The 25,291-nt window shown below is 68.4% G+C and carries 19 protein-coding genes; 10 read left to right on the forward strand and 9 right to left on the reverse strand.

The genetic code is table 11. The features are described from left to right. The first annotated feature begins 232 nt into the window (after positions 1-232). Entirely contained in the window at positions 233-418 is a 186-nt protein-coding gene (locus LAJ19_RS14325) for a hypothetical protein (RefSeq protein WP_225523543.1), read from the forward strand. A 380-nt stretch (positions 419-798) separates the two neighbouring features. On the opposite strand, the gene LAJ19_RS14330 is transcribed toward LAJ19_RS14325, so the two are convergent. From LAJ19_RS14330 to LAJ19_RS14340, 3 genes are all read right to left on the reverse strand, one after another. Beyond that, positions 799-1,089, reverse strand: a complete 291-nt coding sequence (locus tag LAJ19_RS14330; protein ID WP_225523544.1) for an HPP family protein — start codon at positions 1,087-1,089, stop codon at positions 799-801. A gap of 124 nt (positions 1,090-1,213) precedes the next feature. Continuing rightward, the gene (locus LAJ19_RS14335; protein WP_225523545.1) at positions 1,214-1,681 is read right to left on the reverse strand and encodes a hypothetical protein; all 468 of its coding nucleotides are present in this window, start codon (positions 1,679-1,681) and stop codon (positions 1,214-1,216) included. Further along, entirely contained in the window at positions 1,674-4,133 is a 2,460-nt protein-coding gene (locus LAJ19_RS14340) for a molybdopterin oxidoreductase family protein (protein ID WP_225523546.1), read from the reverse strand. Before LAJ19_RS14340 ends, LAJ19_RS14335 begins: the two co-directional genes overlap by 8 nt. 1,122 nt (positions 4,134-5,255) lie before the next feature. Between LAJ19_RS14340 and LAJ19_RS14345 the strand changes: the two genes are divergently transcribed. The 3 genes from LAJ19_RS14345 (at position 5,256) to LAJ19_RS14355 (ending at position 11,676) form a co-directional block, all read left to right on the forward strand. Then, entirely contained in the window at positions 5,256-6,608 is a 1,353-nt protein-coding gene (locus LAJ19_RS14345; protein ID WP_225523547.1) for a S8 family serine peptidase, read from the forward strand. A gap of 12 nt (positions 6,609-6,620) precedes the next feature. Further along, on the forward strand, positions 6,621-7,796 hold the full coding sequence (locus LAJ19_RS14350) for a S8 family serine peptidase (RefSeq protein WP_225523548.1): 1,176 nt from the start codon (positions 6,621-6,623) through the stop codon (positions 7,794-7,796). Positions 7,797-7,920: 124 nt separating this feature from the next. Beyond that, positions 7,921-11,676: a tetratricopeptide repeat protein gene (locus tag LAJ19_RS14355; protein ID WP_225523549.1), complete on the forward strand. Its 3,756-nt coding sequence runs from the start codon at positions 7,921-7,923 to the stop codon at positions 11,674-11,676. Positions 11,677-12,159: 483 nt separating this feature from the next. Here LAJ19_RS14355 and LAJ19_RS14360 read toward each other — a convergent pair whose 3' ends face one another. Then, the gene (locus LAJ19_RS14360; RefSeq protein ID WP_225523550.1) at positions 12,160-12,321 is read right to left on the reverse strand and encodes a hypothetical protein; all 162 of its coding nucleotides are present in this window, start codon (positions 12,319-12,321) and stop codon (positions 12,160-12,162) included. Between the two features lie 300 nt (positions 12,322-12,621). Here LAJ19_RS14360 and LAJ19_RS14365 point away from each other — a divergent pair, with 300 nt between their 5' ends. Together LAJ19_RS14365 and LAJ19_RS14370 are read left to right on the forward strand one after the other, a co-directional pair. Next, on the forward strand, positions 12,622-13,377 hold the full coding sequence (locus LAJ19_RS14365) for an SDR family NAD(P)-dependent oxidoreductase (RefSeq protein WP_225523551.1): 756 nt from the start codon (positions 12,622-12,624) through the stop codon (positions 13,375-13,377). Between the two features lie 179 nt (positions 13,378-13,556). Next, on the forward strand, positions 13,557-14,351 hold the full coding sequence (locus LAJ19_RS14370) for a phospholipase A2 (protein ID WP_225523552.1): 795 nt from the start codon (positions 13,557-13,559) through the stop codon (positions 14,349-14,351). A gap of 286 nt (positions 14,352-14,637) precedes the next feature. On the opposite strand, the gene LAJ19_RS14375 is transcribed toward LAJ19_RS14370, so the two are convergent. The 3 genes from LAJ19_RS14375 to LAJ19_RS14385 all read right to left on the reverse strand — a co-directional run bounded on the left by LAJ19_RS14375 (position 14,638) and on the right by LAJ19_RS14385 (position 18,555). After that, on the reverse strand, positions 14,638-15,009 hold the full coding sequence (locus LAJ19_RS14375) for a hypothetical protein (RefSeq protein ID WP_225523553.1): 372 nt from the start codon (positions 15,007-15,009) through the stop codon (positions 14,638-14,640). A 536-nt stretch (positions 15,010-15,545) separates the two neighbouring features. After that, positions 15,546-15,755 (reverse strand): hypothetical protein, encoded by a 210-nt coding sequence (locus tag LAJ19_RS14380; RefSeq protein WP_225523554.1) that lies wholly within the window; start codon positions 15,753-15,755, stop codon positions 15,546-15,548. Between the two features lie 637 nt (positions 15,756-16,392). Further along, positions 16,393-18,555 carry a hypothetical protein gene (locus LAJ19_RS14385; RefSeq protein WP_225523555.1) on the reverse strand — a complete coding sequence of 721 codons (2,163 nt, stop codon included), beginning with the start codon at positions 18,553-18,555 and terminating at the stop codon, positions 16,393-16,395. A 185-nt stretch (positions 18,556-18,740) separates the two neighbouring features. Here LAJ19_RS14385 and LAJ19_RS14390 point away from each other — a divergent pair, with 185 nt between their 5' ends. From LAJ19_RS14390 to LAJ19_RS14400, 3 genes are read left to right on the forward strand one after another with little or no spacing between them, the layout of a single operon-like run. Continuing rightward, positions 18,741-21,458 carry an AfsR/SARP family transcriptional regulator gene (locus LAJ19_RS14390; RefSeq protein ID WP_225523556.1) on the forward strand — a complete coding sequence of 906 codons (2,718 nt, stop codon included), beginning with the start codon at positions 18,741-18,743 and terminating at the stop codon, positions 21,456-21,458. A 56-nt stretch (positions 21,459-21,514) separates the two neighbouring features. Next, positions 21,515-22,132, forward strand: coding sequence for a hypothetical protein (locus LAJ19_RS14395; protein WP_225523557.1), 618 nt, complete (start codon positions 21,515-21,517; stop codon positions 22,130-22,132). Further along, positions 22,129-22,455: a hypothetical protein gene (locus LAJ19_RS14400; protein ID WP_225523558.1), complete on the forward strand. Its 327-nt coding sequence runs from the start codon at positions 22,129-22,131 to the stop codon at positions 22,453-22,455. Before LAJ19_RS14395 ends, LAJ19_RS14400 begins: the two co-directional genes overlap by 4 nt. Before the next feature lie 135 nt (positions 22,456-22,590). On the opposite strand, the gene LAJ19_RS14405 is transcribed toward LAJ19_RS14400, so the two are convergent. Then, positions 22,591-22,764, reverse strand: coding sequence for a hypothetical protein (locus tag LAJ19_RS14405; RefSeq protein ID WP_225523559.1), 174 nt, complete (start codon positions 22,762-22,764; stop codon positions 22,591-22,593). A gap of 558 nt (positions 22,765-23,322) precedes the next feature. Between LAJ19_RS14405 and LAJ19_RS14410 the strand changes: the two genes are divergently transcribed. Then, positions 23,323-23,997: an NAD(P)H-dependent oxidoreductase gene (locus tag LAJ19_RS14410; RefSeq protein ID WP_225523560.1), complete on the forward strand. Its 675-nt coding sequence runs from the start codon at positions 23,323-23,325 to the stop codon at positions 23,995-23,997. Positions 23,998-24,382: 385 nt separating this feature from the next. Here the strand turns inward: LAJ19_RS14410 and LAJ19_RS14415 are convergent, their stop codons facing one another. Continuing rightward, positions 24,383-25,285: a carbon-nitrogen hydrolase family protein gene (locus tag LAJ19_RS14415; RefSeq protein WP_225523561.1), complete on the reverse strand. Its 903-nt coding sequence runs from the start codon at positions 25,283-25,285 to the stop codon at positions 24,383-24,385. Between the last annotated feature and the right edge of the window lie 6 nt (positions 25,286-25,291).

Here is a 25,291-nt window from a genome sequence, read left to right on the forward strand (position 1 = left end):
CGGTGAAGCGGGCCGGTGCCGCGGACCCGGGGCCTGTGAAGCCTGGCGTGGTGTGGCGCCGCGACAGTCTGGGGGGCCCTACCGGCCCGTGAGTGTCCTGGGGGGTTTGTCTCCCTCCCCCCTGGCCGTCTAGAGCGCAGTGAGGTGAGGGGCCGGCGACCCTCCAGAATGATTGCAACATTGAGGTCCGGTAAAGACCTACTCATCTTTTGCTCACCCTAAAGGAGAGGCCATGTCCACCCCCCCCCTGACCCGCACGTCCTTCAGCACGAGTGACCTCGTCCGCGGTGAGGACGGCGAGCTGTACCACCTGCCCACCCTGCGCGCGCTTCACGCCACCGGCCGCCTGTCCTTCGACAGCGCCGGGTACCAGCTGCTGGCCGCCTGCGGTCAGCTCAGCAAACGCGCCTCCGCCTGACGGCCCCTCACCGGACGTGACGGCGCAACCCTGAAGGCCGGCGGGGCTGGGCGGCGCCTCTTTCAACGGGCAGGCGCCTGTCCGGGCGGCCCGGAGCAGGCCACCAGCGCTGCGGTGAGCGGCGCAGACGCGCGGCAACACCCGGTCTGTGCTCTCAGTGTCCCCTGTCCTGCCTGATCCGCCAGTGGCGCAACCCTTCGCCCAGCAAGGTCACGATCAGCACGCCGGACATGACAGTCAGACCGCTGCGGACCGTGGGTGGAAACCCCCCCAGCGACGTCAGCAGGGTGGTGGCCGCAGCGGGCGGGAAGGCGCGCGCAGCAGACTGACGAGCAGGGTCAGCACGGTGGCCCGCACGGAGGCCCACACGCGCGGCGCGGTCAGGACGTGCGCGGACAGGACGCTGGGCGTGTCTGCCGCGCCAAACACCCAGACGCTGGCAAAGCCCCGGCCAGCAGGCCGATCAGGTGCCCGGCGACGCTGATCTGCGGCCGGGCGCTGGCCTGGTCCGGGGTTTCCACCTGCAACGCAGCAGCCAGGCCGAGGCTGGGAAACAGCAGGGGCTGGTGCGCCGCGAGCCCGAACAGGCCCACTGCGAGCATCAGGACGCCCGCTGAGAGAGGCGCGCACGCCGCATCCGGAATTCTCGGTGGCTGGTTGTGCTTTGTCATGACCCTCCCTGGTCTGCCTGCGCTGCCTTTCGGGCCGCGGCCGGACCTGCCGGGCGGCGCGGGGCGTTCCTCGACTTCCGCCCGGTGCTCACCGGTCAGGGCCGCGCCTGCCAGTTCTCGCCGGTCACGACGCGACCACCAGGGCCTGGGGCGCGGCCTGCTTGATGCGCGTCAGAAAGAAGGCCGTCTGACGTCTGGTGTCCTTGCCGCACACCTGACAGACCCGCTCCAGGTCCTCATCTCGGAGCGCCTGCGCCGCCTGTTCCAGCACCGTCCAGCACAGCTGCACCTCCTGGGTCATCAGCCACAGGTCGTGCAGGTCGCGGACCAGGGCCAGGCTCCCCCTGCGGGGACCGTGGAACAGCGCGTGTTCCATCGCCTCCGGCTCCGCGTTCCTGTTCTCACCGTACTTCTGGACCAGCGGCCTGAGGGCTTCCAGGTGCGTGCGGGACCACGCGGCGAGCAGCTGACAGGTCTCGTAGATGTCCGGCTCGTCCCGGTGGTGATCGGCGACGCGGGTGAGGGCGTCCACCAGGCGTTCTTCGCTGCCGTGCGCCAGTCCGACGTAATTCCCGACGTGCATCTCAACCATCCACCCTTTGCGTGGTCCTGGGCTGCGGCCCCTGCGCTTTGGTGCCGGAAGGCGCCGGCGTTTTCTCCTGGCTTTTCTCCTGGCCGGTCAGGCCCCTGGCCGCCTGGACCGCGCGGCCGATCAGGCCAGGTCCAGGCAGGGCGTCTCTGGCGTCGTAGCGGCTGATGCGGACCGCCGCGTACTTGTAATGCGGCTGCTTGCTGACCGGATCCCACTCGGTGAGGGTCAGTTCGTTCGCCGCGCGCGGCCGGCTCGGGTCATCCCAGGACCCGTAGTGCCAGGGAATAAACACCAGCCCCGGCTCGATGTTCCCGATCCGTGCCCGCTCAATCACCACGCCCCGCCGGGACTCGATCATGACCCAGTCGTCCTGCCCGATGCCGTAGTGCTGAGCGTCTTCCGGGGAGAGCTGCACGAAGGCGTCGGGCGCGGCGTCATGCAGCGCCCTGGACCGGCCGGTTTTGGTGCGGGTGTGAAAGTGGTACACCTGCCGGCCCGTGGTGAGCCACAGCGGATAGTCCTCGTCAGGCACCTCGTGCGGCGGGCGGTGCTCGGCAGCCTTGATCATGGCGCGGCCCTTCGGGTCGTTCGCCCGGTACTCCTCGGGGGTGACCGCCGCGCCGGTCTCGAGGTCCTCCCCGTAGGTTTCAGCGTAGTCCGCGGCGGTCGGAAAGACGAAATCGGTATACAGGCGCAGCGTGCCGTCCGGGTTCGCTTCGTTGACCGGCCACGGAATGCCGCTGCCGGCCAGCAGTTTCTCGTACGTCAGCGCGGTGTAATCGCAGGGCCGGCCGCGGGTGCATTCCTTCCACGCTTCAAAGGCACCCTGGGCGTCGTGCCACTTGATGAGCGGCTCGCCGTCCTGGTCGCGGAAGTCCATCCGGCGCGCGTACTCCAGGAAGATGTCGAGGTCACTGCGCGCCTCGCCGGGCGGCTCGACGGCTTTGCAGGAGATGTGCACGGTGCGGCTGACGTTCGTCATGGTGCCGGTCTTCTCGCCCCAGATCGCGGCGGGCAGGACGACGTCGGCATACTGCGCCGTTTCGGTCATGAAGGCGTCCTGCACCACCACGAACAGGTCCTCCTGCTGCAGGATCTTCCGGATCCGGTCGAGTTGCGGGAGGCTCACGGCCGGGTTCGTCGCCTGGATCCACAACATCTTGATGCTGCCCTGCTCGGCGTACCGCCAGATCTGCATGGCGTGCGTCGGCGGACTCCAGTGCGGAATCTTGTGAACATGCACGTTCCAGAGCTTCGCGAGCTCCCTGATGTGCTCAGGGTTACTCCAGTTGCGGAAGCCGGGCAGGTCGCCGTCGGCGCCGGTTTCGCGGGTGTTCTGCGCCGTGGGCTGGCCGTTCATCTGGAGGATGCCGCTGCCGGGTTTTCCGATCAGGCCGCGGATGAGATGCAGGTTGTTCACCTGCACGGCCGCCGCGGTGGCCTGCATGGACTGGTAGACGCCCTGCAGCACGGTCGAGACCAGCGTGCGGGTGTTCGCCAGGATCTCCCCGGCCCGGCGCAGGTCCGCCGCCGGCACGCCCGAAAGCGTCTCGACGTACTCCGGCGTGTACTTCTCGACCGTTTTCCTGAGATCGTCGTACCCGACGGTGTGTGCGTCCAGGAACGCCCGGTCGGTCTTCCCGGCCTGGATGATCAGGTGCATCAGGCCGTTCATCACCGCGACGTTCGTGCCCACCTTCGGCGCGAGGTGCACGGTGGCTTTCTCGGCGGTGAAGGTCCGTCTCGGGTCGATCACGATGATCCGGGGCGGGTTCGGACCGGCGAGGCGGTCGAGAATCCGCGCCCACAGGACCGTCTGCTGCGAGGCGACGTTATGCCCGACGTGCAGGACCGTGTCCGTCACGTCGAGGTCCTCGTAGGCGCCGGGCTGCCCGTCGGACCCGAACGACGCCTTGAGGGCGGCCGCGGCTGTGGCGGTGCACAGCCGCGTGTTGCCGTCCATGTGGGGCGTCCCCAGGCCGCCCTTGCCGATGACCCCCAGGGTGTAGTATTCCTCCAGAAACAGCTGCCCGCTGGTGTAGAAGCCGATGCCCATCGGGGTATGGGCTTCGATGATCTGCCGGGACCGGCGCACGATCAGGTCCATGGCCTCATCCCAAGCCGCTTCACGGAACCGCCCGTTCTCGCGGATCAGTGGCGTGGTCAGCCGGTCCGCACTGTGGTTCGCTTCCCAGCCGTGCAGCCCTTTGGGACCCAGCCTGCCTTTGTTCGTGACGTCGCTGGCCAGGCCGCGGACGCCGACGATCCGGCCGGCTGTCACGCCGATGTCGAGACCGCAGCCGTTCGAGCACAGCACGCAGGCGCCGCGAACCCAGCGGTCCGGCGCCCCGGTGAGCTGCTCATCGACCCGCGCCGGCCAGGTTGCCCCGGCGCCGTGCGGGGTCCGCGCGCCCCAGATGTCATTGATGCTGTCGCGTGTGCTGCTGGGCATAGGGCCTCCCGATGTGAAACTGAACGTGGCGTTAGAGCCCCAGTTTCGGGCAGGTGGGCCAGCCGGATTCCCTGTCTTAATGAACCCTCTAAGCCGGGTCCGCCTCTGGTGGCGTAGGGCGTGACCTGTGGGCGCCAGGCCCTCAGGGCTCCGCGTCCCAGGGACCGCCGGCTGTCTGCCGCAGGCTACCGCCGCGCCGCCCTGCACAGTGGCGGAGCCGGCGCATGCCTCCCGTGTTTTACGGGCCTGCGGACCAGGCGCAGGGGAACCCGGCTGGTCCACTCGCCTGCAGGCTCAGCGGCGGCGCGCCGGGCTCGCCCGCTCAGACCCGCGGCCAGCGCCGGTTGCATGGCGGCCGGTTGCATGGCGATCAGTGCGGTGATGGGCGCGCATCCCTGAACAACGGCGGTCAGGGGCGGACGGCGCATCCCTGGCGCGCACCGTTCAGACGCCGGACGAGCGGTGCTGCTTTCGGCGCGTGGAACTCCCAGGGAAAGACAGGCAGCATAGCGTCATGCTCTTCATAGCGGCGGTTCTCTTTGGTCGTCTCCTGCTTGGGTTCTTTGAATGTCCTGAATTTCAACGGTAATTTGAAATCTGTTCTTTCAGTTTCCCTTTCACTACGGCATTGCTGATGGATCTGTGGTGCTGCTTGAGCAAAATCGGGCCGAAAGACAATGGTAGAGGCGACGATGTTAAGTCTGACCGGCGTTTTACATTACCACGAGAATAACGATCATCACAGAGCTTAAGCGGATAAAAGCAGGCGCTTTGATATCCTACGCCTGAACTGTTCTCACGATAATTTCTCCTTTTCAAGATGGCAGTTTGAAATCTCTACAGAGGAAGAAGGGGAACAATCGAGCAGTTTCACTTCCCTGAGAATTCTTAAGCTCTCATGAAAGTAAACGGCAGTCCTGGCGGCATCAACGACGTGTTGGGCGCACAACAAACCTCTTTTTCATCGTGCATCACCACAGGACGAGGTTTTAATACCCGCATAAGAACTTCTGATGTTCACAGAGCGGACACATAAGCCTCTTACATTCATCACACCGGACGCCCTGACGGAGCTCCGTAGTACGCCCCAGGGCGATCCCTTTCACGGGAAGGAGAACGAGAATGGACATGCTGAAACGCGGATTGAACCGGTCACCTCATACCCTCGCCGTGCTCGCGGCGCTGCTGCTCGCCGGATGCAACTCGGTCACCCCGGGCAGCCCTGAAGCGAGCCTGCAGCCGCAGGCCATCACCACTCCCGCCCTCAGTACCTACAAGTACCTCCACGACCTGGTCAAGGTTCCGACGACCCTCACCACCGCGGATCTGGAAAAACTGTACGGCGGCGTCGTCGTCACCCGCAACCCGGCTGCCGGCACCGCCACCCTCGTGAACAACACACTGACCAAGGGCAAGTACGACAGCGCCCTCGCCGTTGAGCTCAACGACCGGAGGATCAAGACCAGCGTCACGGCTCAGGGCTACAGCGCGTGGTCGAGTGGGTACAGCGCGTGGTCGAGTGGGTACAGCGCCTGGTCGAGCGGGTACAGCGCGTGGAGCACCGGCACGACCAGCACCGCCACCACGTTCTCGGAGAACGTCCCGACCTGGGACCTCGTGGGTCTCAGCGGCGCCCAGACCCTGGTGCCCGAGCTCGGCAAAGGCGTCAAGGTCGCGGTCATCGACACCGGCATCGACATGAACCACCCGGCCTTCGCCGGGAAGATCGATACCACCTACGCCAAGGATTACCTCGACGGCGACAACGTGCCCCAGGACGTCAACCTGAACACCGACGGCACCTTCTCGGCGGCCTACGGTCACGGAACGGCGGTGGCGGGCATCATCACCCAGGTTGCGCCGAACGCCACGATCCTCCCCATCCGGGTTCTTGACGGCAACGGTGGCGGGGACGTTGCCACCGTCGCTGCCGCCATCGATTACGCCGTCGCTTCGGGCGCCAAGGTTATCAACCTGAGTCTGGGCAGCACCACCGACTCCACCACGGTCAACAACGCCATCAAAAACGCCGTGGGCAAAATGGTCTCCGTCCTCACGGCCGCCGGGAACTCGGGCACCAGCGACGTCCTGTATCCCGCCGCACGCTCCCTGGAAACAACTGGGATCGGGTACAGCTCTGTCGGGATCGGCAGCGTCACCCTCAACCTCGACAAGTCCTCCTTCAGCCCCTACGGCCCCAACCTGGAGTTCACGGCGCCCGGCGAGCAGATCATGACCGCCTTCCCCGGCGGCAATGTGGTCAAGGCCACCGGCACCTCCTTCGCCACCCCGGTGGTGGCCGGCGCTGTGGCGCTGGTGCTGTCCACCGGCACGCCCCTCAGGACGTCTGACGACGTCAAGAACCTTCTGAACAACATGACGGCCACGGCCACGCCGGCCAAGGATCCCGTGTACGGAACGCAGCTCGGCCGGGGCACGCTGAACGCGTTCAAGTTCGCCGACCTCTACCGGTAAGGAGCAATGACCATGTTCAGCACCGTGAAACACACATTCCTGCTTGCCGGCATCACCGCCCTGCTCGCCGCGTGCGGAAGCACACCCACGACGAGCGCCATCGAGAACACCCTCACCGCCCAGGGCGCCACTACGACCACCCTCACGAGGGTCAAAATGACGACCGCGGAAACCGCCGGTTCGTTCGGCGCGTGGGCCAGCGGTTCGTTCGGCGCCTGGGCCAGCGGCTCGTTCGGCGCGTGGGCCAGCGGTTCGTTCGGCGCGTGGGCCAGCACCTTCGCTGACGGCACGCCCAACCCCCTGCAGAACAACGTCGCCGAGTGGAACCAGATCCGCCTCGCCGGCGCGCAGACCCTCGCCCCGAACCTCGGCGCGGGCGTGACCGTGGCCGTCATCGACACCGGCATTGACACGGCCCACCCGGCGTTCGCAGGCACCCTCACGCCCGCCGGCACCTGGTGGGACTTCATCAGTGCCGACAGTGACCCCCGCGAGATGGGCACCGTCAATGACCGCGGCTACGGGCACGGCACCGGCGTCGCCGGAATCATCCTGCAGATCGCGCCCAATGCCAGGATCCTCCCCATCCGCGCGCTCGCGCCTTCGGGTGAAGGGGACTCCACCACCATCGGCAAGGCCATCACCCACGCCGCCGACCAGGGAGCGAAAGTCATCAACGTCAGCGTCGTCACCGACAAGGACAGCGACGTCAGCAAGGCCATCGAGTACGCCTCGCTCAAAGGCGCCTACGTGATCATGGCCGCCGGGAACCAGGGCCTGGACCCCATCCTGTTCCCCGCCCGCAAAGCCTTCCAGACGAACTTCACAGGCTATCTGGGCCTGTCGGTGGGCGGCATCGAGCTCGACAACAAGAAGTCCGCCTACTCCAATTACGGCGCCGACCTGGAAGTCCTGGCCCCCGCGTCCGGGATCGTCACGACCTACCCCGGCGGGGACATCCGGGCCGTGACAGGAACGTCGTTCGCCACGCCGGTCGTTTCGGGCGTGCTCGCCCTGGCCCTGGCCGAAGCGTACAGCGCCGGCAACGTCAATCAGCTGGCCGAGAAGCTCAAGCTGGCCGAGCAGAACGTCGGCCTGAACAACCCCGAACTGCTGCTCGCGATGGGCAAGAAAACCCTCGGCTTTGGCCTGCTCGACGCCGAAACCTTCCTCAACAGCCTCAAGTAAGCGCTTCAGAGGTGCGGACGGCTTCGTCCGCACCTCGCTCCCCACAACAACAGAACCCCTATTCCGCCGCGTCAGTTTCTCCCTTTTGCTCCGCCTGCCGACTGTCTCCCCCCCTGAGGACCGCATGACTTTCACTTCCAGCGCCAGCACCCCCCCCGCACCCCCCACGCCCAGCCTGACGCGTCACGCCGAACTGGACGAGCTCAACGTGGCCGCACGCGCAGACATTGCGCGTGACCCGCACCGGGCGGCGGAGCAGGCGAGCGACCTGTACCATCAGGCGCTTGATCTCGGCTACGTGCTCGGGGAAGCGGACGCGCTCTACACCAAAGCCCTGTGCCAACACGCCCTGGGCGAGCTCAAGCACAGTGACACGTACGCCCAGCAGGCCGCCAAGAAATACCTGAGCGCCTCACGCGTCGACCTGTACTGCGACACGCTGCTGCTGCGCGCGCGCGTTGCCCTCGCCCTGGATCAGATTGCGCAGACCCTGGAACTGTGCGGGGAAATCATCACCCTGTCCAGCGACCTGGACCTCACGCCGCTCCGCGCCGAAACCCTGCACCTGAAATCCATGGTGCTGTTCCGACAGGGCAACTACCCGGAGGCCATTCAGGCGCTGCAGCACACCGCCGACCTCCGCCTCGAACAGGGTGACCTCGAAGGGCACGCCAAGTGCCTGAACAACCTCGGGCTGATCTACGAAGCGCTGGGCGACTACCTGCAGGCGCTCGACCATTTCCTGAACTGCCTGGAGTTCCTGCGCGCCAAAGAGCTCTCCCTGGACGGCCTGCTCAGCATGTGCCTCGTGAACATCGGCAAGGTCTACCGCGAGCTCGGCGACCTGGACAAAGCCGTGCATTCCCTGGTGAGCGGCGTCGAAGCTGCGGAGCGGGCCGGCACCACCGTCAGCATCGCCGCCGGCCACAACGAACTGGGGCTGGTGTACCGCGAGCAGGGCGAACACAAAGCCGCGCTCGACGCCTTCCACCGCGCGCTGAGCGTCGCCCGCAAGAACGGCATGCGGCACGAGGAAGCCGAAATTCTCGACACGCTCGGGCAGACCTACACCCGCGCGGGCGAACCGCGACTCGCGCGGGCCACCTTCTACGAAGCGTACGCCCTGGCCACCAGCCTGGACGACAAGCCCTGTCAGGCCAACGTGCTGATCGGCCTCGGCTCACTGGGCTACCAGGAGCACAGTTACCGCGAAGCCATCGAGTACCTCCGGCAGGCGGTGCACCTCACCGAAACGACGCACATGAAGCGCCAGGCGCTCGAAGCGCACGAATGCCTCGCGCACTGCCTGCATGCCACCGGCTGCTCGGACGAGGCCGTGCCGCACTACCAGACGGTCGCGACCCTCCAGAGGGAACTGTTCCGCGACGACAGCGAACGCAAACTGCGCAAGCTGACCGATCAGCTGGAACTGGAAAAGGCGCGGCACCAGGCCGACATGTACCGCCAGCTCAACGACGTCGCCCTGCAGGCCAAGGAGCAGGCCGAAGCGGAAGTGCGCGAGCGGACCCTGGCGCTGGAACAGGCGCAACTGGAAATCCTCACGCGCCTCGGCATCGCCGCCGAGTACCGGGACGACAAGACCGGCATGCACACCTACCGCGTCGGCCACATCGCTGGAAAGCTCGCCGAAGCGCTCAAGCTGCCCCGCCAGCAGACCGAACTGATCCGCCTCGCCGCACGCCTTCACGACGTCGGCAAGATTGGTGTGCCCGACGCCGTGCTGCTCAAACCCGGCAAGTTCACACCTGAAGAGTTCGAGATCATGAAGCACCACACGACCATCGGCGCGCGCGTGCTGCAGGGCGGACACTCTGAACTGATGCGCGTCGCGGAGGAAATCGCGCTGTCCCACCACGAACGCTGGGACGGACGAGGCTACCCGCAGGGCCTGTCCGGCACGGACATCCCGCTGACCGGCCGACTCGTCGCCGTTGCCGACGTCTGGGACGCCCTGACCACCGAACGCTCGTACAAGGGCGCCTGGACGCACGACGACGCCCGCGCGGAGATCGAAGCGCAATCAGGCAAACAGTTCGACCCTGACATCGTCAGCGCCTTCCTCGACCTCCTGAACACCAACGCGGCTGCGCTGCTGCCCGACACCAGTGACCTGTCCAGTCAGCACGCGGAACTCGAGCTCGGCGTGCCCCATTACGAAGAGGTCCGGTCCAGCGCACGGCCCACGCGCCCCGCCCGGGTGGAAGGCACCGTGCCCGCGCACGCCGTCAGGCACATCGACGCACTGATTGACGAGACGTGGCAGACCCGCTACCAGGACCTCCAGGTTTTCCAGGCGCAGAGCCGCAAGGCACTGGAGATCGCCGAGCAGCACGACTACCTGAAAGGCTGCGGGTACGCCCACCGGAACCTCGGGTGGGCCCACGTCAACCTCAATGACATTCCGCAGGCCATGGATCACCTGACCCGCGCGCAGCACGTGGCTACACAGGCCGCCGACGTTCAGCTGGAACGCGACTGTGTCAACATTCTCGGCCAGGTGTACGCCAGCCTGCACAACACCGAGCGCGCCGTGCAGTACTGCCTGCAGGGCCTGGAGCTGTCCAGAAAGCTGCTGGACCCGAGCGGCGAGGCCAAGGCACTGTCGAACCTCGGCATCCTCTACAAGAACATGGAGTCCTGGGACAAGGCCATCACCTGCTTCCTGGAAGCCGTTCAGATCGCCGAAACCGTCGGCAACAACGAGGGGCTGGTGAACGCCTCGTACAACCTCGCGGACGCCTACCTTGAAACCGCCAACAACGAGCTGGCCCTCCTGCACGGCCAGCGCAGCCTGCAGGTCGCGCGCGCGACTCAAAACACCGTCATGGACGTCGTGATCTCCTCGCTCGTCGCCCGGGCGCACGACGCGCTCGGCGCGTGGGACGACGCCCGGACGCTGCACCACGACGCCTGGAACATGCTGCAGGCAGACGTGGGGTTCCCCGCCGAAGTGCGCGCCTGGACGGCGCTGTACTTCGGCATGGGCCTGAGCAGCAACGGCTTCCCCGAACAGGCCGCCGAACTGCTCGACGACGCGCGCGCCACCGCCGAGACCCACGGCATCAAACGCGTCGCCGCCCAGGCGCACCGCTCACTCGCCGGGGTCGCCCAGCAGATGGGCGCGCTCGACAAAGTCGTCGGTCACCTCAGCGTGGCGCACCACCTCGACCTGGAAATCTACCGGCAGGAGAACTCGCAGCGCGCCATGGCGCTGATGGTGGAGTACCAGGTGGAACGCGCGCAGGCCGAAGCGGACATGTACAAGGTCCGCAGCGTGGAACTGGCCAGCGCGAACGTCGCCCTGGAAAAAGCCAGCCGCGAAAAATCCGCCCTGCTCGCCGCCCTGCAGGAACAGTCCCGCATCCTGGAACGCCAGTTGCGTGAGGACGCCCTCACCGGCGTCTACAACCGCCGCTTTATCGAAGAGAACGTCACCATCGAGTTCGAACGCCACCGCAGTTCGAAGCTTCCCATGGCCATCCTGATGGTCGACATCGATCACTTCAAGCAGATCAACGACCGGTTCTCGCACCCCGTCGGCGACGAAGTGCTCCGGCGCGTCGCACGGATTTTCCGGGACACCTGCCGGGCCGACGACCTGATCGGACGCTACGGCGGCGAGGAGTTCCTCTTCCTGTTCCCCAACTCGACGCTGCAGCAGGCGGCCGAAGCGGCCGAACGCATCCGCGCGAACATCGAACACTATGACTGGACAGACATCCACGACGACCTGCGGGTCACGCTCTCGCTCGGCATCTGCGCCGACACCAGTGTGGCGAACCACGAGAAAATGATCTCCCTCGCGGACGCGAAGCTGTACGAAGCCAAGACCGGCGGGCGCAACCGCGTCGCCAAGTAAGGGGAGCGCAGACCGGCGCAGGGACGCCGCAGTCGGAGTTCGCCGGCGCGTGGGCTGACCCGGGGGCGTCACCGGAACCCTTCCGCGTCTCGCGCTCAAGCGCAAAGGGCGCTCGACCCTCTGCCGCGGCTCTGGCGTGCAGGCCCGGCCTGGGTGGGCGGCGCAGGCGCCTGGGGCCACGGGCCCCGCGTCCTTGCCGGACTCCGCTCCACCGCCGGGGCTCACAGGATTCAGGGCAGTGGGCCGCGGGCCCCGCGCATCAACCCCGGGCACGCCGTCAGGGACGGCCACCACCACAGGCCCATCGCCTCCTCCGTGAGGGTCGTGACGAGCCGGAGCGGCCCTGGCCTCCACCCGCAGGGCGCAACCCAACGGCGCGGTCAGGGCGAGGACACCGCTTGCGCGCCCAGGCAACAGGCACCGCCCCAGGACCGGGCCTGAGGCAGGCGGTGAACGCGGCACGCCCCGCAGGACGGCGGAAATTCAGGACTGCGGGCGGGGAACCTGCGGACCACGCGGCCGGTTCAGCGCCTTCCAGTCTTCCCATTCGTCATCGGTGATGGGCGGCACATCGCTGGTGGACGTGCCGACAATGAGAAGAACGTTCAGCACTGCACACAGGAAACAGAACATAAGTGCCGTCATGCCACCTCCAGAGATGAACCCACCGTACATGACCCGCAGGGCCTGCCCCAGCCCCCGGCGGGGGAAGCCGGGTTCACCCGGCGCCGGTGGTCCGGGGCACGTCCGCGGCATTGACCGGTGCGCCGCAGGCCGCCTCCCGACCGCGATGAACCCAGGTCTCCCAGAGGAGCACGGGAACCGTGCGGGACCGGCGGCGCGGCTGAACGTCAGGGCCGCCGCACGCGGCTGACCCGGCCTGTCCTGGGCGTCACGCGCTCCACGGGCCGCGCTCCGGGCCGCCCAGGCCCCACAATGGACGTCATGCTGAACTTGACGGGGAAGGTCATACTCGTAACCGGCGGGTCGCGCGGCATCGGGGCGGCCACCGCCCGGACGCTTGCCGGCGCCGGCGCGCAGGTCATCGTGCATTACGGACGCAACGCCGCCGAGGCGCAGGCGCTGGTGACTGAGCTGGGGCACGACCGGGCCGTCGCGCTCGGCGCGGATCTCAGCCGGCCGGGCGCCGCGGCGCCGCTGTTCCGGGAAGCGGCAGCGTGGCAGGGGCGGCTGGACGTCCTGGTGAACAACGCGGGCGTTGCCCCGAGTGTGACGGTGGACGACCCGCTGGACGCCTGGACGGCCACCTGGGCGCAGACCCTGCAGGTGAACCTCGTGGCGCTCGCGGACCTGTGCCGTGAGGCGATCGTGGCTTTCCGCGCGCAGGGCGGCGGCACGATCATCAACGTGGCCAGCCGGGCGGCCTTCCGCGGGGACAACCCGAACGCGATGCATTACGCGGCCTCCAAGGGCGGCGTGATTGCCCTGACCCGCTCCATCGCGAGGGGATACGCGAAGGACAACATCCTTGCGTACGCGGTCGCGCCGGGCTGGGTCCGCACCGACATGGCCGAAGGGTACCTGCGTGAGCACGCGCAGGAGATCGCGCGGGAGATTCCTCTCGGGGACGTGGTGCCCCCGGAGGAGGTGGCGAACACGGTGGCGTTCCTGGCGTCGGGACTGGCCCGGCACATGACAGGCGCCACGCTGGACCTGAACGGCGCGTCCTACGTCCGCTGAGGTCCTGGTGCGTGGATGCGGCGAAGAACTGGCGCGCAGGAGACGCGGCGCACGCGACCAGAGCATTGACTCAACACCCGGGCTTTCCCTGATTGTTCCCGGGTGAGTCCGCAGACTTCAGGCAGACCGGTCCGGAGGACCGGTGCCCGTCGCCTCCAGGCGCCGTCAAGGAGTCGCTCATGTCCATCCTGCCGCACCGCACCTTCTGTTCTGTCCGTTCCACCCATCCTCACTTGGCGCTGCTGACCGCGTGTGCTGCGCTCCTGTCTGCCTGCGGCACGACGGCCGCGCCGGACGCGCCCACCGCACTGGCGCCCGTCAAAGCGCAGTTGCTGCTCCCGGAGGAGCCCATCTGCGACGCCACCAGCCTGGACTGCCCGCCGACCGGCGGAGGCGGGTCCAGCTATAGCTACTGGAACCTGGCGCAGGTGGCGACCATCAGCCCGCGCGCCGCTTACGTCGTCAACGTCTCGCTGAGCAGCGCCGCCGCCTACAGTCAGGAACGCAACCAGCACTATCCCAACCAGAAAAACCTCGCGCTGGCCTTCATGCAGAATCCCACGCCCACCACGGCCAGCAACCTGCAGATCCTCGTCACGCCGCACGCCGGCCTGAACTGGAGCGAGGACGGCTGCTCGTCGCCGTGGTACGCCGACATCGCCACGCTGGGCTTCACTGCGCTGTACAGCGAGACCTTTGCGCCCGCCTGCCGCCTGCATGACTTCGCGTACCGCAACGTGGGTCGCGTGGCCAACGAGGCGCAGGTGGCCAGCGGGCAGACCGCCCTGGTAAACCACGACGCCCTGCGGCGCGAAGTGGACGACCAGTTTCTCAGGAACATGCTCAGCATCTGCGCTGCTAAAACCTGGCTCGTGCGCGGAACCTGCAACACCTGGGCCAACACCTTCGCCTCCGCCGTCCACAACCACGGGCGGTCCAGCTGGGCCATCTGGAATTTCACCTGGGAAGAGTGACCTCCCGTCGCCACGGCCTCACTGCAGCCACGCCGGGGCCGGCCGCCGCGCTCGACCAATTCCCTCCAGGCGGAACCCCAGAGCAACGGCAACAGGGCCGAGTGCTCCGGATGGCCGGTCATGGCGACGGCTGCTCTCCTGCCTGATCAGGGGAAGGTGACCCAGCCTGCGGCAGCCATTCCAGGCCGGGGCGCCTCAACGGTCTGCCGGCCCTGTACCGGACATCTTGCCTTCAAGCTGCGCCTGAAGCGTGAAAAGGCGCGCTCAACAGCCTGATCATTCCGGGTCACTCGGGCCGCTCCCAGCACAGGGCATGGCAGAGTTGCTCTGCGCCGTACCGCACCAGACTCATGGCCGTTCGGCCATGAGTCTTCACCGTGATTGGGCGCTCCGCCTGGCGCCACACACCGACCCGCAGACAACTGACCCAGGCCAGGATGACCAGCCCGAACAGGCGTTCCAGACGGTCGGGTTGGGTGATGACTGTGCGCTCCAGATCGAACCCACCGACCTTAAGGCTGGTGAAAGTGCACCCCACAGACCAGCGAGCCCAGTACAGCATGCAAACGTCCCAGACGCTGAAATCCGTGGCAATCGCGCCGTAGACGTTGGCGCGTTCGGCGAGGCAGCTCACCTCACCGACCATCAGGTCACCCAACTACGCATCCACGCGCCGCTCGTTGACCACAGCATTGTTCCGGATACGAGTCGCCCGTTTGATCCCCTTATCATCTCAGGAACCGAAACTATTCCCCGCCAATGAACCCCCGATCCGCGACCAGGCCCTTCCACCGGCGCGCCGGAAGGGCCTTCAACAGCCTGGACACCGGCCGCATCTGCTTGACCGTGCCGCTGCTACCGTCGTGCTCAAGGGCCGTTCAGACGAGCGGAACCGCTTATCTGTGCAGCACGACGCCACGCACCAGCAGGTTCAGTGGTGAATCTCCGCGTTCCCAAATGGTGCGGTCCATGCAGAACAGCAGTGTCCCGGGAGGGAGCATGGGCAGCAGGAAGGATTCGGCGAGTTGAGAATCCCGGCAACCTCATGCCACCCGGCGTCGCTTCGCGTCGAGAGCGATGGTCCCGGGCAGGTGAGCGCACAGGTCACTCTGGTTCACGCTCCTGCCCGGGACCATCGCCAGGACGACGTCCTACCGAAAATGTGGTCACAGCCAGAAAATGGCTGGCAGCGTCTCAGTCGATCAAAAACCTAAGATTTCCGGCAACGGAGGCTGCCGGTACAAGAAGTGTTCGCGCGCAGCGGATCGTCATGGCCAGACGGCTGCCGTGCGCAGCAACCCCGCCTGCCCGGGACGCGTCCACCCCGCTGTCCACAGTGAAGGGCGCCCCGAGCGAGTCATGGCGTGGCGTAAACGGGGTCTTGCAGATGTCATCGATCGTCATTTCCCGGAAGCCTGAAGGAGCGCATTGCTCTGCCTTGAGCAAAAAAGGTCGCCCCGGTTGATCTTGCCGGTACGCCTTCTGCAGAGAGTGACATGCTGGCCCAATCCGTGAGCCGCCTGCACCGGACGCGATTCACTGCGGTCGCGGAGCTTCGCTTGACCGGGAGGTCATGAACCTGCCGCTGCCAATGGCTGATGAGCTACCCCTCGTGCTGGCCTATGTATCACGGCGGCGCTCGGGAATCCGAACAGCAACGCCGAGAGGGCCTGCTTTCCATAGTCGATTCAGGGCCGGGCCCTGCGGACCGCACGACTCTGGGTCACTCGTTGATGATCCTGAGCTGGACGGCAGGGCGGTCCCCTGACGCGTGATGGAATTGTGGAACCAGGCTCAGGCGCCGCTGTTTGAGCGAACAAACCTCTTGAATGAATGAGGCCAGCAGTGCAGTGCGAGGTCATGATGCCTCTGGGCAGCGAAAAAAACCGGGGCGGGTCCAGCCGGCCGCCACGCCGAGCTCATCCCTTGTTCCCCTGCCAGACCCCCTTGACACGCCCAGCCAGCAGACACGGCGCACATCAGGACCTACAAACCGGCCTGCAGGGACACGCCCGCGGGCCGGTCAGCATTCCCAGACGGTTTACCAGGTGATGGTGCCGTTGGCTTTGTTGACGGTGAACTGGTACACCTGGGCGGAGTGGCAGCTGGTGCAGCCGGCAGGTGCGGGATCGTACACAGTGCGGCCGTTGGCGGTGACGGACATGTCGATGTTGCGGCGGTAGCTGCCGAAAATGCCCGAGGAACGCCTGGCGATGCTGGACACCTGAATGATGGTGTCGCCTGCCGGGTTCAGTGCGCCGATCACATCAAGGGTGCCGTTGCCGCTGAGCGTGCCGATCTGGGTGGTGGCGCCGGTGTTGGGATCGTATGTGTTGACCTCGACGTCGCCGTAGACCGAGGTGAAGTTCAGGGTCATGCTGGTATAGGCGGTGCTGGGGCCGACTGGGCCGCCGCCAGGAATCTGGCCGCTCCAGCTGCCGATCCGGCGTTTCCAGTCGACAATCTGGGTCTGCCAGGTGCTGGAGGTAACGAGCGGGAAGGCCACGCCTGCGTCAGCCCGGACCCCCGCGTCGAGATACGCGGAGTAACTGCCGCCCTGACCGGGCGTGAAGGTCGCGTTGGCCTGCCCCTCGGCGAAGGCGCGGGCGTGCACGAAGGCGTGCGGACCGCTGGTGGAGGCGCTGTAGAACGCCAGGACCCCTTTGGCGCCGAGGGAGGCGTTCAGCTGGGCACTGCCGGTCACGGTGGGCGCAGGCGGCGCATTGAAGGTCCAGTTGTTGCTGTTGATTCCGCTCCAGCCGCTGCCCTTGTTGTACTGCACGCCGTAGCGGCCGTTGAAGGATTGCGTGGCCTCATAGCGGAGGGTGGCGGTGATCTGCCCGTCGGTTCCGACGGTGGGCACCAGGATGGGCGTGATCACGACCGGGACCGGGCCGATAAAGAAGGTGATGGGCGAGAAGACCACCTGCCACTGCGTGAGGTCCTTGTTGACATTCCAGCTGTACGACCCTTTGCCGTCCAGTGTGACTCGGGCGTTCTCGGAGAGCTCCACGCCGACGTCGAAGTGCCTGAGGCTGAACCAGCGGATGCTGGCGTTGATGAACGCGTCGGCGCGGGCGTTGAACTCGCCGTCCAGCGTGACGTAGTTCGTGCTGGGCACGCGGCTGCGCAGGCCGCCGGCGGCGCCGTCGTCGCAGCCGAGGTTGCGGCTGGCGTGGTCGTACAGGCAAAACGGCGTCTTGCTGAAGCTGAAGAAGTTGAAGGTCTTCTGCGCACTGAGTTTCTGCTGCTGTGCCTGGATGGCGCTGCCAGACTTCTCGTAGTCGATCATGCTGGAGTCCAGAGCTACGGCAGCGTCGAGGTCGCCGTCCTGGATGATTTCTTCCAGGGTAACCTCACCGGTCCGTACAAGCGTGGTTTCGCCCTGCACTTCGATGGCGCTCACGCGGCCCAGGAAGCCGGCGGGCGCCGTTTCCGTGGGGCGGCTGACAAGGGCCATCCCTTCTTTCAAACTGCTCAGGACCGGGCTGTCGCTGCGGAAGACCAGGGTGCGGCCGTCGTCGGAGGCGCTGAGCAGCCCGGCGCGGTCCTGTTCACCCAGGACGCGGGTGGTGTCGGGAATGACCGCGTCGGGCCGCTCACCATCGGAATTCCAGGGGTTGGCGTTCTGATCGTCGATGGCGACCCAGAAGCGGGCTTCGCGGTTGAGCTGGCCGCTGGCATAGAAGCGCCAGCCGCCCTTCTGGCCGTCCACCTGTCCGTCGTGGAATTCGGCCATGCGCCAGTTCGCGCCGAATTCCGTGGCGCAGAAGGTGTCGGCCGCCTTGCGCGACGTCAGGGCGGTGCCGTTGACGGGTGGCGTGGCGCGGACCTCACCGCCGGCCCAGCCGTTGTAGAAGTCCAGCGCCAGACCTTCAGGTGCGGCGCGCCCATCTTGATTGAGGCACAGCAGCGGCAGGTCGGCGGTGGCGCTGGTGTCGCCGGCGTAGGGATCTGTCGCCTCGTCGGCGCCGACACGCACCACGCCGCCCTGCTGGTCGAGGACGCGCCAAGTCATGCCGCGCCAGGCCTCGCTGACCGGCAGGACGCTGCTGCTGTGCAGGCGAGGGCCAGCCTTCGCCAGGTCGGCGGGGCGCTGCAGGGCAGTGCGCCCAGACTGGGGGCCGGCCGCCGGGGTCGGCTGGGTGCCGCAGGAGGCGAGAAGAACGGTGAGGCTGAGGACGGGCAGGGAAAAGTGTTTCATGGCAGCTCCAGAGGGAAAGGGGGCGGGAAGGCAGCGGGGGCCGCCGGGCGGCCCCGGGCGGCGCTGTCGTTCACGCCATCAGACTGCGGGCTGTTCCGGGAACGATCAGGGAAGGGCGGGCGGTTCCCTGAGGCGGGCACCTGCTGAAGCTCCGCTGAAGGGAGCGCGGTAGACTGCGGGCATCCATGACTTCTGCTCCTCGTCGTTCGGCGGTGCCGAGGGCCGCTCGGTTCGAGCGGCCGCGCACTCACCTGCTGGCCCGGCTGACCGACTCGCTGGACGCGCCGCTGATCGTGCTGGCCGCCGCGTCGGGTTACGGGAAGACCACCTTGCTCGCGCAGTACGCGCGGGTTACGCCGCGGCGCGTGGCGTGGTGTCGCCTGACCGACGGGCAGGAAGGGCCAGGGCAGATTACGGCTCGCCTCGCGCAGAGTGCGGGCCTGGCGGCGCTGACTGAGCTGGATCCCCGCACGCCGCCAGGCGCGCTGCTGGAGTTGCTGACGTCCGCGCTCTCCACCCTGAACGACGGTGTGGATCTGATCGTGGACAACGTCGAGAGCGACGCGCAGCGCGAGTGGCTCGCGCGGCTGTCCGACGCTCTGGAGGAGGGGCACCGGCTGCTGATCAGCACGTACAGCACCGACGGCCTGCGGATCGCGCGGCGGATCGCGGACGGTCAGGCGGTCGTGCTGGACACGGCGGATCTGGCCTTTACCGTCCAGGAGACCGAGGCGTACCTGCAGGAACGCGGCGCGCCGGCGCCCGCTGAGGACCTGCGTCACCTGGGCGGGTGGCCCGCGGGGCTGGCCCTGGCCGCCCACGGCGCGCCGCGGCATGCCCGCGCGGATGACCTGGTGCTCGAAGCGCTCGGCACGCTGCCACCTGAGCTCCGCGCGGCGCTGCCGCTGCTCTCGCCGCTGGATCTGTGGACCGACGCGGACGCCGCGGTTCTGGCGCCCGAGCTGCCTTCAGGCTGGCTGCAGGCCGTGCAGCGCGCCGGCCTGCCCGTCACGGCGCTGGGCGGCGGAACGTTTCAGCCTCACCGTCTGCTGGTGAGCGTGCTGACCACCCAGCTGGCCCGGCAGCCGGAACGCGCCGCCGCCGTGAAGCTGGCCGCGGCAGGCCTGGCCGAAACGCGCGGCGACGCGGAGCGGGCCGCAGCGCTGTACCTGCAAGCGGCGCAGCCCACGCTGGCCCTGCGGGTGGCGGAACCGCTCGTGCAACTGTACCGCGACCGGGGCGAGCATCACCGCACGCGCGCCCTGCTCGAGGCGTTCAGTCAGGAAACGCTGAGTCCGGCGCTGCAGGAGCGCCTGGCGTGGGCGCAGGTCGAGACCGGCGCGGCCGCGCAGGGCGAGGCGGCTCTGGAAGCCCTGCGCCGCGCGGGCACGCTCAGTGCGTCAGGCCTGGCGTCCCTGGCGATGATCCGGGGCCGCCGGGGCGACACGGACGGGCAGTACGCCCTGTCGCGCGAGGGTCTAGCGCTGGACGGCCCGACCGTGCCCGCGCTGTACTGGCCGTTCGTGCAGGCCGCGCTGAGACTCGGACACCACGCCGAGGCAGAAGGGGCCGCCGAGCGCCTGCGCCGCTGGGCGCAGCGGGGCACGGACGCCGTGCGTCAGGCCGAAGCGTGGCATCTGCAGGCCATCACCTGGCAGCGCACGCGCTCGCCGGATGAAGCGGCGCGTCCCCTGGCCCGCGCCCGCGCGGCGTACGAGGCACTGGGGTGGCAGGGCCGCGCCGCCGGGCTGCACCTGGATGAACTGGAACTCGCGGTGCGCGCCGGGGAGGCGAGCGATGTCCTGGCGGTAACACTGGGCGCCCTGGACACCAGGCTGCCGCCGGACGCCGCGGTCCTGCAGCTGCGCCGCCTCCGGCTCCTGGGCACCGTGCAGCGCCGCCTGGGGCAGCTTGGGGCGGCCGAGCAGATCCTGCGTCAGGCGCTGGCGGTGGCGCGCGAGGCGAGCATTCATCCTGGCGGCGCCGGCCTGACCGTGGCCCTGGCGGACGTGCTGCTGGCCCAGGGGCAGACGGACGAAGCCCGCGACTGGCTTCAGGAGGAGGCGCCGGGGCAATCGGGAGTTCTGCTGGCGCTGCTGCGTGCCCAGGCCAGCGGGGCGCCCCTGCGGCTGCGTGAGGCGGACCTGACGGACGAACCCGACGCGGAGACCCGGCAGCGTGCCCGGGCGGCCCTGGGCCTGGAAGCCGGCGTGCCGGTCGGCCCGGCGCCCGCAGCGGGCTCGGCCTACACGCTGCAGCTGATCACCCTGGGTGACTGCTGCGCGGCCATCAATGGTCGGCCGGTCAGGGTGGGGCTCGCCAAGGCGCGGGAACTGCTGGCGTGGCTGGCCCTTCATGGATCCGGTTCCCGGGATGAGCTGGTCACGGCCCTGTGGGACGGATCAGCGGAGGAGCGGCACGTGGAGTACTTCCGCGTGACGGTGCGCCGCCTGCGGGCCGCCCTGCGCGCTCATCTCCCGGACGGCCTGGACCCGCTGCCGTATGCAGACGGCCGCTACCGGCTGGACCGCAGCCTGACCGTCGAGGTGGATGTGCACGGGCCGGTGACGCCCGGCGCGCTGAAACCGTTTCTGCCGGGAACAGACACCGAGTGGGCCGCCCGGTACCGGCAGGCGCAGGCTGAGCGCGCCGCGAGCGTCCTGCTGGCCGGCGCGGCCGCTCTTCCTGCGGCGCAGGCCGCCGAAGCGTACCGCACGCTGCTGCGCGTGGAGCCGCTGCTGGCTGGCGCCCACGAAGGGCTGATTCTGGCGCTGCACGCCCTGGGTGACCCTGGTCCGCTGGAACTGGCCGTTCAGAGCTACGAACGGACGCTGCGTGAGGAGTACGGCGAACCGCTTCCCGCCGCAATCCGGGCGCTGCGCGCGGCGCCGGCCGGGTCGTGAGGCGCGTTCCCTGAACGTTCCCACCTCGCTGTGCATGCTGAAGGCCAGAGGACCCCATGATGCTCAAGACACTGCCTGCCCTGACGGCCCTGCTGCCCCTCGCTGCCCTGCTCGCCTCCTGCGCCACCACGACCGCCCCGCATCCGGACGCACCGGCTTCCCTGCAGGCCCAGAACGCGGATATCTGTCCGTCGTGCGGTCGGCTGTCCCTGAGCGCCTGGGTGTTGCCCGCACCGGCCGCGGAACTTCCAGTGGCGGCCGAGCGGCCGGCGGACGACCTTGCCGAATTCCAGCCTGAGCCACCCAAAGGCGGCTTCTCCCCCGCGGTGCCGGCCGTAGTCAGCTATGACGGCCACCTGCTTCACCTGACGGTCGTCACGGGCGAGGACCGCGCCCGGCCCGTGGCCTGCTTCCAGCCGGCCTGGTCGGCTCGTCCAGGCACGCTGCCCGCGCTGACCCTACAGGGCGACGAGGCTCTCAACACCTGGACGGGCGGCCTGGTGGAGCTGTCTGCCGCGGTAACGCAGGCCAAACTGAGCAGCGCCGAGGCGGCCGACCGGTGGTGCGTACAGGAGTTCGGGCTGAGCTGGCGGGCCCTGCGGATGAATGACACCACGGACCTGCTGCCCCTGGGCGTGCGGCCGACCGACACCTGGGCGGCCACGCAGCCATGAACCGGGCGCGCGCCCAGTGGCAGACGCTGACGCCCAGCGCGCTGGCTCTCTTTTCCGAACTGCGCGCGTGCCTGAGTGAGCAGCCGCCCACCAGCCGCTGGACCTTGGAGCGGCGCGCGCAGTCGCTGATCCTCACGGCCGGACTGGAACGCGCCTGGCAGCAGGAGCGCGTGGATCTGGACGCGCTGCGCGCCCTGGATGCTCTGACCGCGCACCTGGATCTCAGCGCGACCGTGACGTGCCGCTCTGCCCTTGAAGGCCTTCAGGGCCTGTTCCGGCGGGTGGTGGAGATCACGTACGAGGAACTGGCGCCCGGCGACTGAGCAGTCGAACCAGTGCAGCTTAACCCATGCTGCCAGTTGCATGCGGCGTGGGCGCTTGGGTTCACACGGTGGTCCACGCCCCCTTCGGAGGCGTGTCGACGGCGCGGCCCCACAGGCCAGCGGGTCGCCTTCCGGTCAGATGGAGGTGTTCTCGAGGCAGGTCAGGCAGACGTCCATGATCACTTCCGGCACGTACTGTTCGCATTCGACACACCACTCCTGGTCCTCCCACTCGACGGCGGGCCGGTCGTCCAGAGGCGTGAAGAGGAGGCCAGGGTCGGTAAGCAGGTCGCGGAGTGTGCTGGTCATGGGCCCTCCTGCTCCCAGGATTGCCGTGGTAGACGCACAAAGGCAAGAGCGGAAGCCCTTTAGCGTCTCTTCAGGCACCCAGTGCCTTCACCTGACCGGCCCTTCGGGGCTGCATTGTCGCCTCTGGTGTGCCGCCGACCGGCTTCACCGGCGTCTGGGGGCTTCAGCGCAGGCCGCCTGAACAGCGGGCGGCGGCAGCGCGGCCCACCACCGCCAGAACGCTGAACAAGCGTGAGCCCGGCGTGACGGCTCAGGTGTGCACCGGCTGAGGGCGGTGCTGAAGGCCCCAGGAGTCGGCCGGAACAGGGCAGCGGTGAAGCGTTCGCCCGGGCGGCCCCTTCGGGTTGGTCTCCATCAGGCCGGCCAGTCACCCCGCCCGGGCGGACACAACTGAGCGGCGGGCCAGGTTGGCGGACGCCCGCCCGGCACACGCCGGGCCCCCGCATCAAGATGCGGTTAAGCAGATTCCCGCCGCGCGGTCAAGTCCCCTCCCGCCCGGAAGTGTTAATCTGACCCTGGGTCGGCTCAGAGCGGGCCGGACGCTCACCTGGAGGCACCATGAACCGTGTGCTGTTCATTCAGGGCAACCCCAAAGGTCCCGGGCACTCCACTGCCCTGCAGCTGGGACACCATTTTCTCCGGGCGTACCAGGAGGCGCAGCCTGGAGCGGAGGTGAGCGTCCTGGACCTCTACGCGGGCGACGTCCCCCTCATCGACGCGGACGTCCTGACCGGCTGGGGCAAACTGGCGGCCACGCAGGCGCTGAGCGCACAGGAGCGCCGCAAGGTGGAGCGGCTGAGCGCCCTCGTCGATCAGTTCCTGGCGGCGGACGTGATCGTGTTCGCTGCGCCCATGTGGAACTTCGGCTACCCGCCCATGGTCAAGGCGTACATGGACGCCGTTGCCGTGGCGGGGCGCACCTTTCAGTACACGGCGCAGGGCCCGGTGGGCCTGGCGCACGGCAAACGGGCCGTGATTCTCGAATCGCGCGGCAGCATCTGGACGGACGCCGCCCGGCAGGGCATGGTGCACTCCACGACCCACCTGCGGCTGTTCCTGAACTTCCTGGGCGTCACGGAGGTGAACGTGGTGGTGGCTGAAGGCATGGACCTGAACCCCGCGGCCAGGGCCGACATTCTGGACGCCGCGAAGAAGCGGGCGGCGCAGCTGGCGCTGGGCCTGGCGGCCCCGCCGGTCCCGGCCGCAGGCCCGGACCGACACGCGCGCCCGTAAGAGCCGGGCCCATGAGCGCCGGACCCGTGAGCGCCGGAGCAGAGAGCAGAGCCGCCCTGCCCGGAACATGGCCCTCACGCCGGGCGGCCTGGCCTCACGGCCCCCGGGCCTCCGGGCGGTGTACGGGCCGCTGACGGCGCTCCCACTGGAGAAAGGCGAAGGCGACCCGCACCGGCCCAGGGCGTTGCGGGCGGACCTGGGCGGCCAGGGCGGCCCGCTGGGCGTTCGTGAGCCCACCCGCGGCAGACCGGTTGGCCCGGGTCACCCTTTCCGCCGCGGCCCGGCGGACCACCGGCAGCGTACGCCACCTGGCCTGCGCCGGCGGTCGGGCGGGGGGTCCGGCCCGTCTGAGAGGGCCGGCGGGTGCCGGCCAGCACGGCCAGCTCTACCTGGTGGACGGCGGCGCCGGGTCGCCCGGACCGGACGGCGCGGGGTCCGGGGCGGCGGCCCAGCGCTCAGGGACGACCGCGCCGCCGTACAGCGGCAGGGCCAGTGGGGCGTCCCCGGGCCTGAACTGCGCCCAGGGGCGGGTCAGTCCGGCAGTGCCGTAGCGGCGCACGCGGGCCACGTGGCCGAGGTCCAGCACGTCGCTCAGCACCGTCGCTTCCGTGGCGCTCTGCACCCGCACGAGGCCTTCGGGATCGACAATCAGGCTCTGCCCGGTGCCCGCCGGCCCGGCCGCGTTGACGCTCACGACAAAGACCTGGTTCATGATGGCGTTCGCGCGGGCCAGCACGATTTCCTGGGTGCGGTCGCAGGTGGTCGTCCGGACGAGGTTGAACACGACCTCCGCGCCCATCCAGGCGAGGTGCCGGGTGATTTCGGGAAACCAGGCGTCGTAGCAGATGTTCAGTCCGGCGCGCCCGGCGCCGGGCAGGTCGAACACCACGAAGCGGTCGCCGGGGTCAAACGGCTCGTACGGCCGCCAGGGCGTGACCTTGCGGTAGAACGCCGCCAGGCGCCCGTGCGGGGACAGCACGACCGCCGTGTTGTACAGCTGCCCGTCCGGGCCGGTCTCGCAGACGCTGCCGGGCAGCAGCCAGACGCCCAGGTCGCCGGCGAGCTGCGCCAGGTCGCGCACGCGCGGCCCGCGCAGGGTTTCGGCCTGCGCGCGGTAGGTTTCGGCGGTGTCCGCTCCGCCGTGCAGGTGAAGCTCCGGGTAGACGATCAGGCGCGCCTGGGGGAAGGTCCGGGCCACGCGCTGCGCGTCCTCGGCGAACGCCGACACCGGCTGACCCGGCGCGGCCTGGGCGGCCTGAACCGCGGCGAGCGGCAGCACCCGGTCCACGCCCGG

This window comes from Deinococcus taeanensis (assembly GCF_020229735.1).
Lineage (GTDB): Bacteria > Deinococcota > Deinococci > Deinococcales > Deinococcaceae > Deinococcus > Deinococcus taeanensis.

Excerpts from the sequence above, each read along its gene's own strand:
- LAJ19_RS14325 (WP_225523543.1), top strand. The coding sequence starts at position 233 with ATGTCCACCCCCCCCCTGACCCGCACGTCCTTCAGCACGAGTGACCTC.
- LAJ19_RS14330 (WP_225523544.1), bottom strand. The coding sequence starts at position 1,089 with ATGACAAAGCACAACCAGCCACCGAGAATTCCGGATGCGGCGTGCGCG.
- LAJ19_RS14335 (WP_225523545.1), bottom strand. The coding sequence starts at position 1,681 with ATGGTTGAGATGCACGTCGGGAATTACGTCGGACTGGCGCACGGCAGC.
- LAJ19_RS14340 (WP_225523546.1), bottom strand. The coding sequence starts at position 4,133 with ATGCCCAGCAGCACACGCGACAGCATCAATGACATCTGGGGCGCGCGG.
- LAJ19_RS14345 (WP_225523547.1), top strand. The coding sequence starts at position 5,256 with ATGGACATGCTGAAACGCGGATTGAACCGGTCACCTCATACCCTCGCC.
- LAJ19_RS14350 (WP_225523548.1), top strand. The coding sequence starts at position 6,621 with ATGTTCAGCACCGTGAAACACACATTCCTGCTTGCCGGCATCACCGCC.
- LAJ19_RS14355 (WP_225523549.1), top strand. The coding sequence starts at position 7,921 with ATGACTTTCACTTCCAGCGCCAGCACCCCCCCCGCACCCCCCACGCCC.
- LAJ19_RS14360 (WP_225523550.1), bottom strand. The coding sequence starts at position 12,321 with ATGACGGCACTTATGTTCTGTTTCCTGTGTGCAGTGCTGAACGTTCTT.
- LAJ19_RS14365 (WP_225523551.1), top strand. The coding sequence starts at position 12,622 with ATGCTGAACTTGACGGGGAAGGTCATACTCGTAACCGGCGGGTCGCGC.
- LAJ19_RS14370 (WP_225523552.1), top strand. The coding sequence starts at position 13,557 with ATGTCCATCCTGCCGCACCGCACCTTCTGTTCTGTCCGTTCCACCCAT.
- LAJ19_RS14380 (WP_225523554.1), bottom strand. The coding sequence starts at position 15,755 with ATGACGATCGATGACATCTGCAAGACCCCGTTTACGCCACGCCATGAC.
- LAJ19_RS14385 (WP_225523555.1), bottom strand. The coding sequence starts at position 18,555 with ATGAAACACTTTTCCCTGCCCGTCCTCAGCCTCACCGTTCTTCTCGCC.
- LAJ19_RS14390 (WP_225523556.1), top strand. The coding sequence starts at position 18,741 with ATGACTTCTGCTCCTCGTCGTTCGGCGGTGCCGAGGGCCGCTCGGTTC.
- LAJ19_RS14395 (WP_225523557.1), top strand. The coding sequence starts at position 21,515 with ATGATGCTCAAGACACTGCCTGCCCTGACGGCCCTGCTGCCCCTCGCT.
- LAJ19_RS14400 (WP_225523558.1), top strand. The coding sequence starts at position 22,129 with ATGAACCGGGCGCGCGCCCAGTGGCAGACGCTGACGCCCAGCGCGCTG.
- LAJ19_RS14405 (WP_225523559.1), bottom strand. The coding sequence starts at position 22,764 with ATGACCAGCACACTCCGCGACCTGCTTACCGACCCTGGCCTCCTCTTC.
- LAJ19_RS14410 (WP_225523560.1), top strand. The coding sequence starts at position 23,323 with ATGAACCGTGTGCTGTTCATTCAGGGCAACCCCAAAGGTCCCGGGCAC.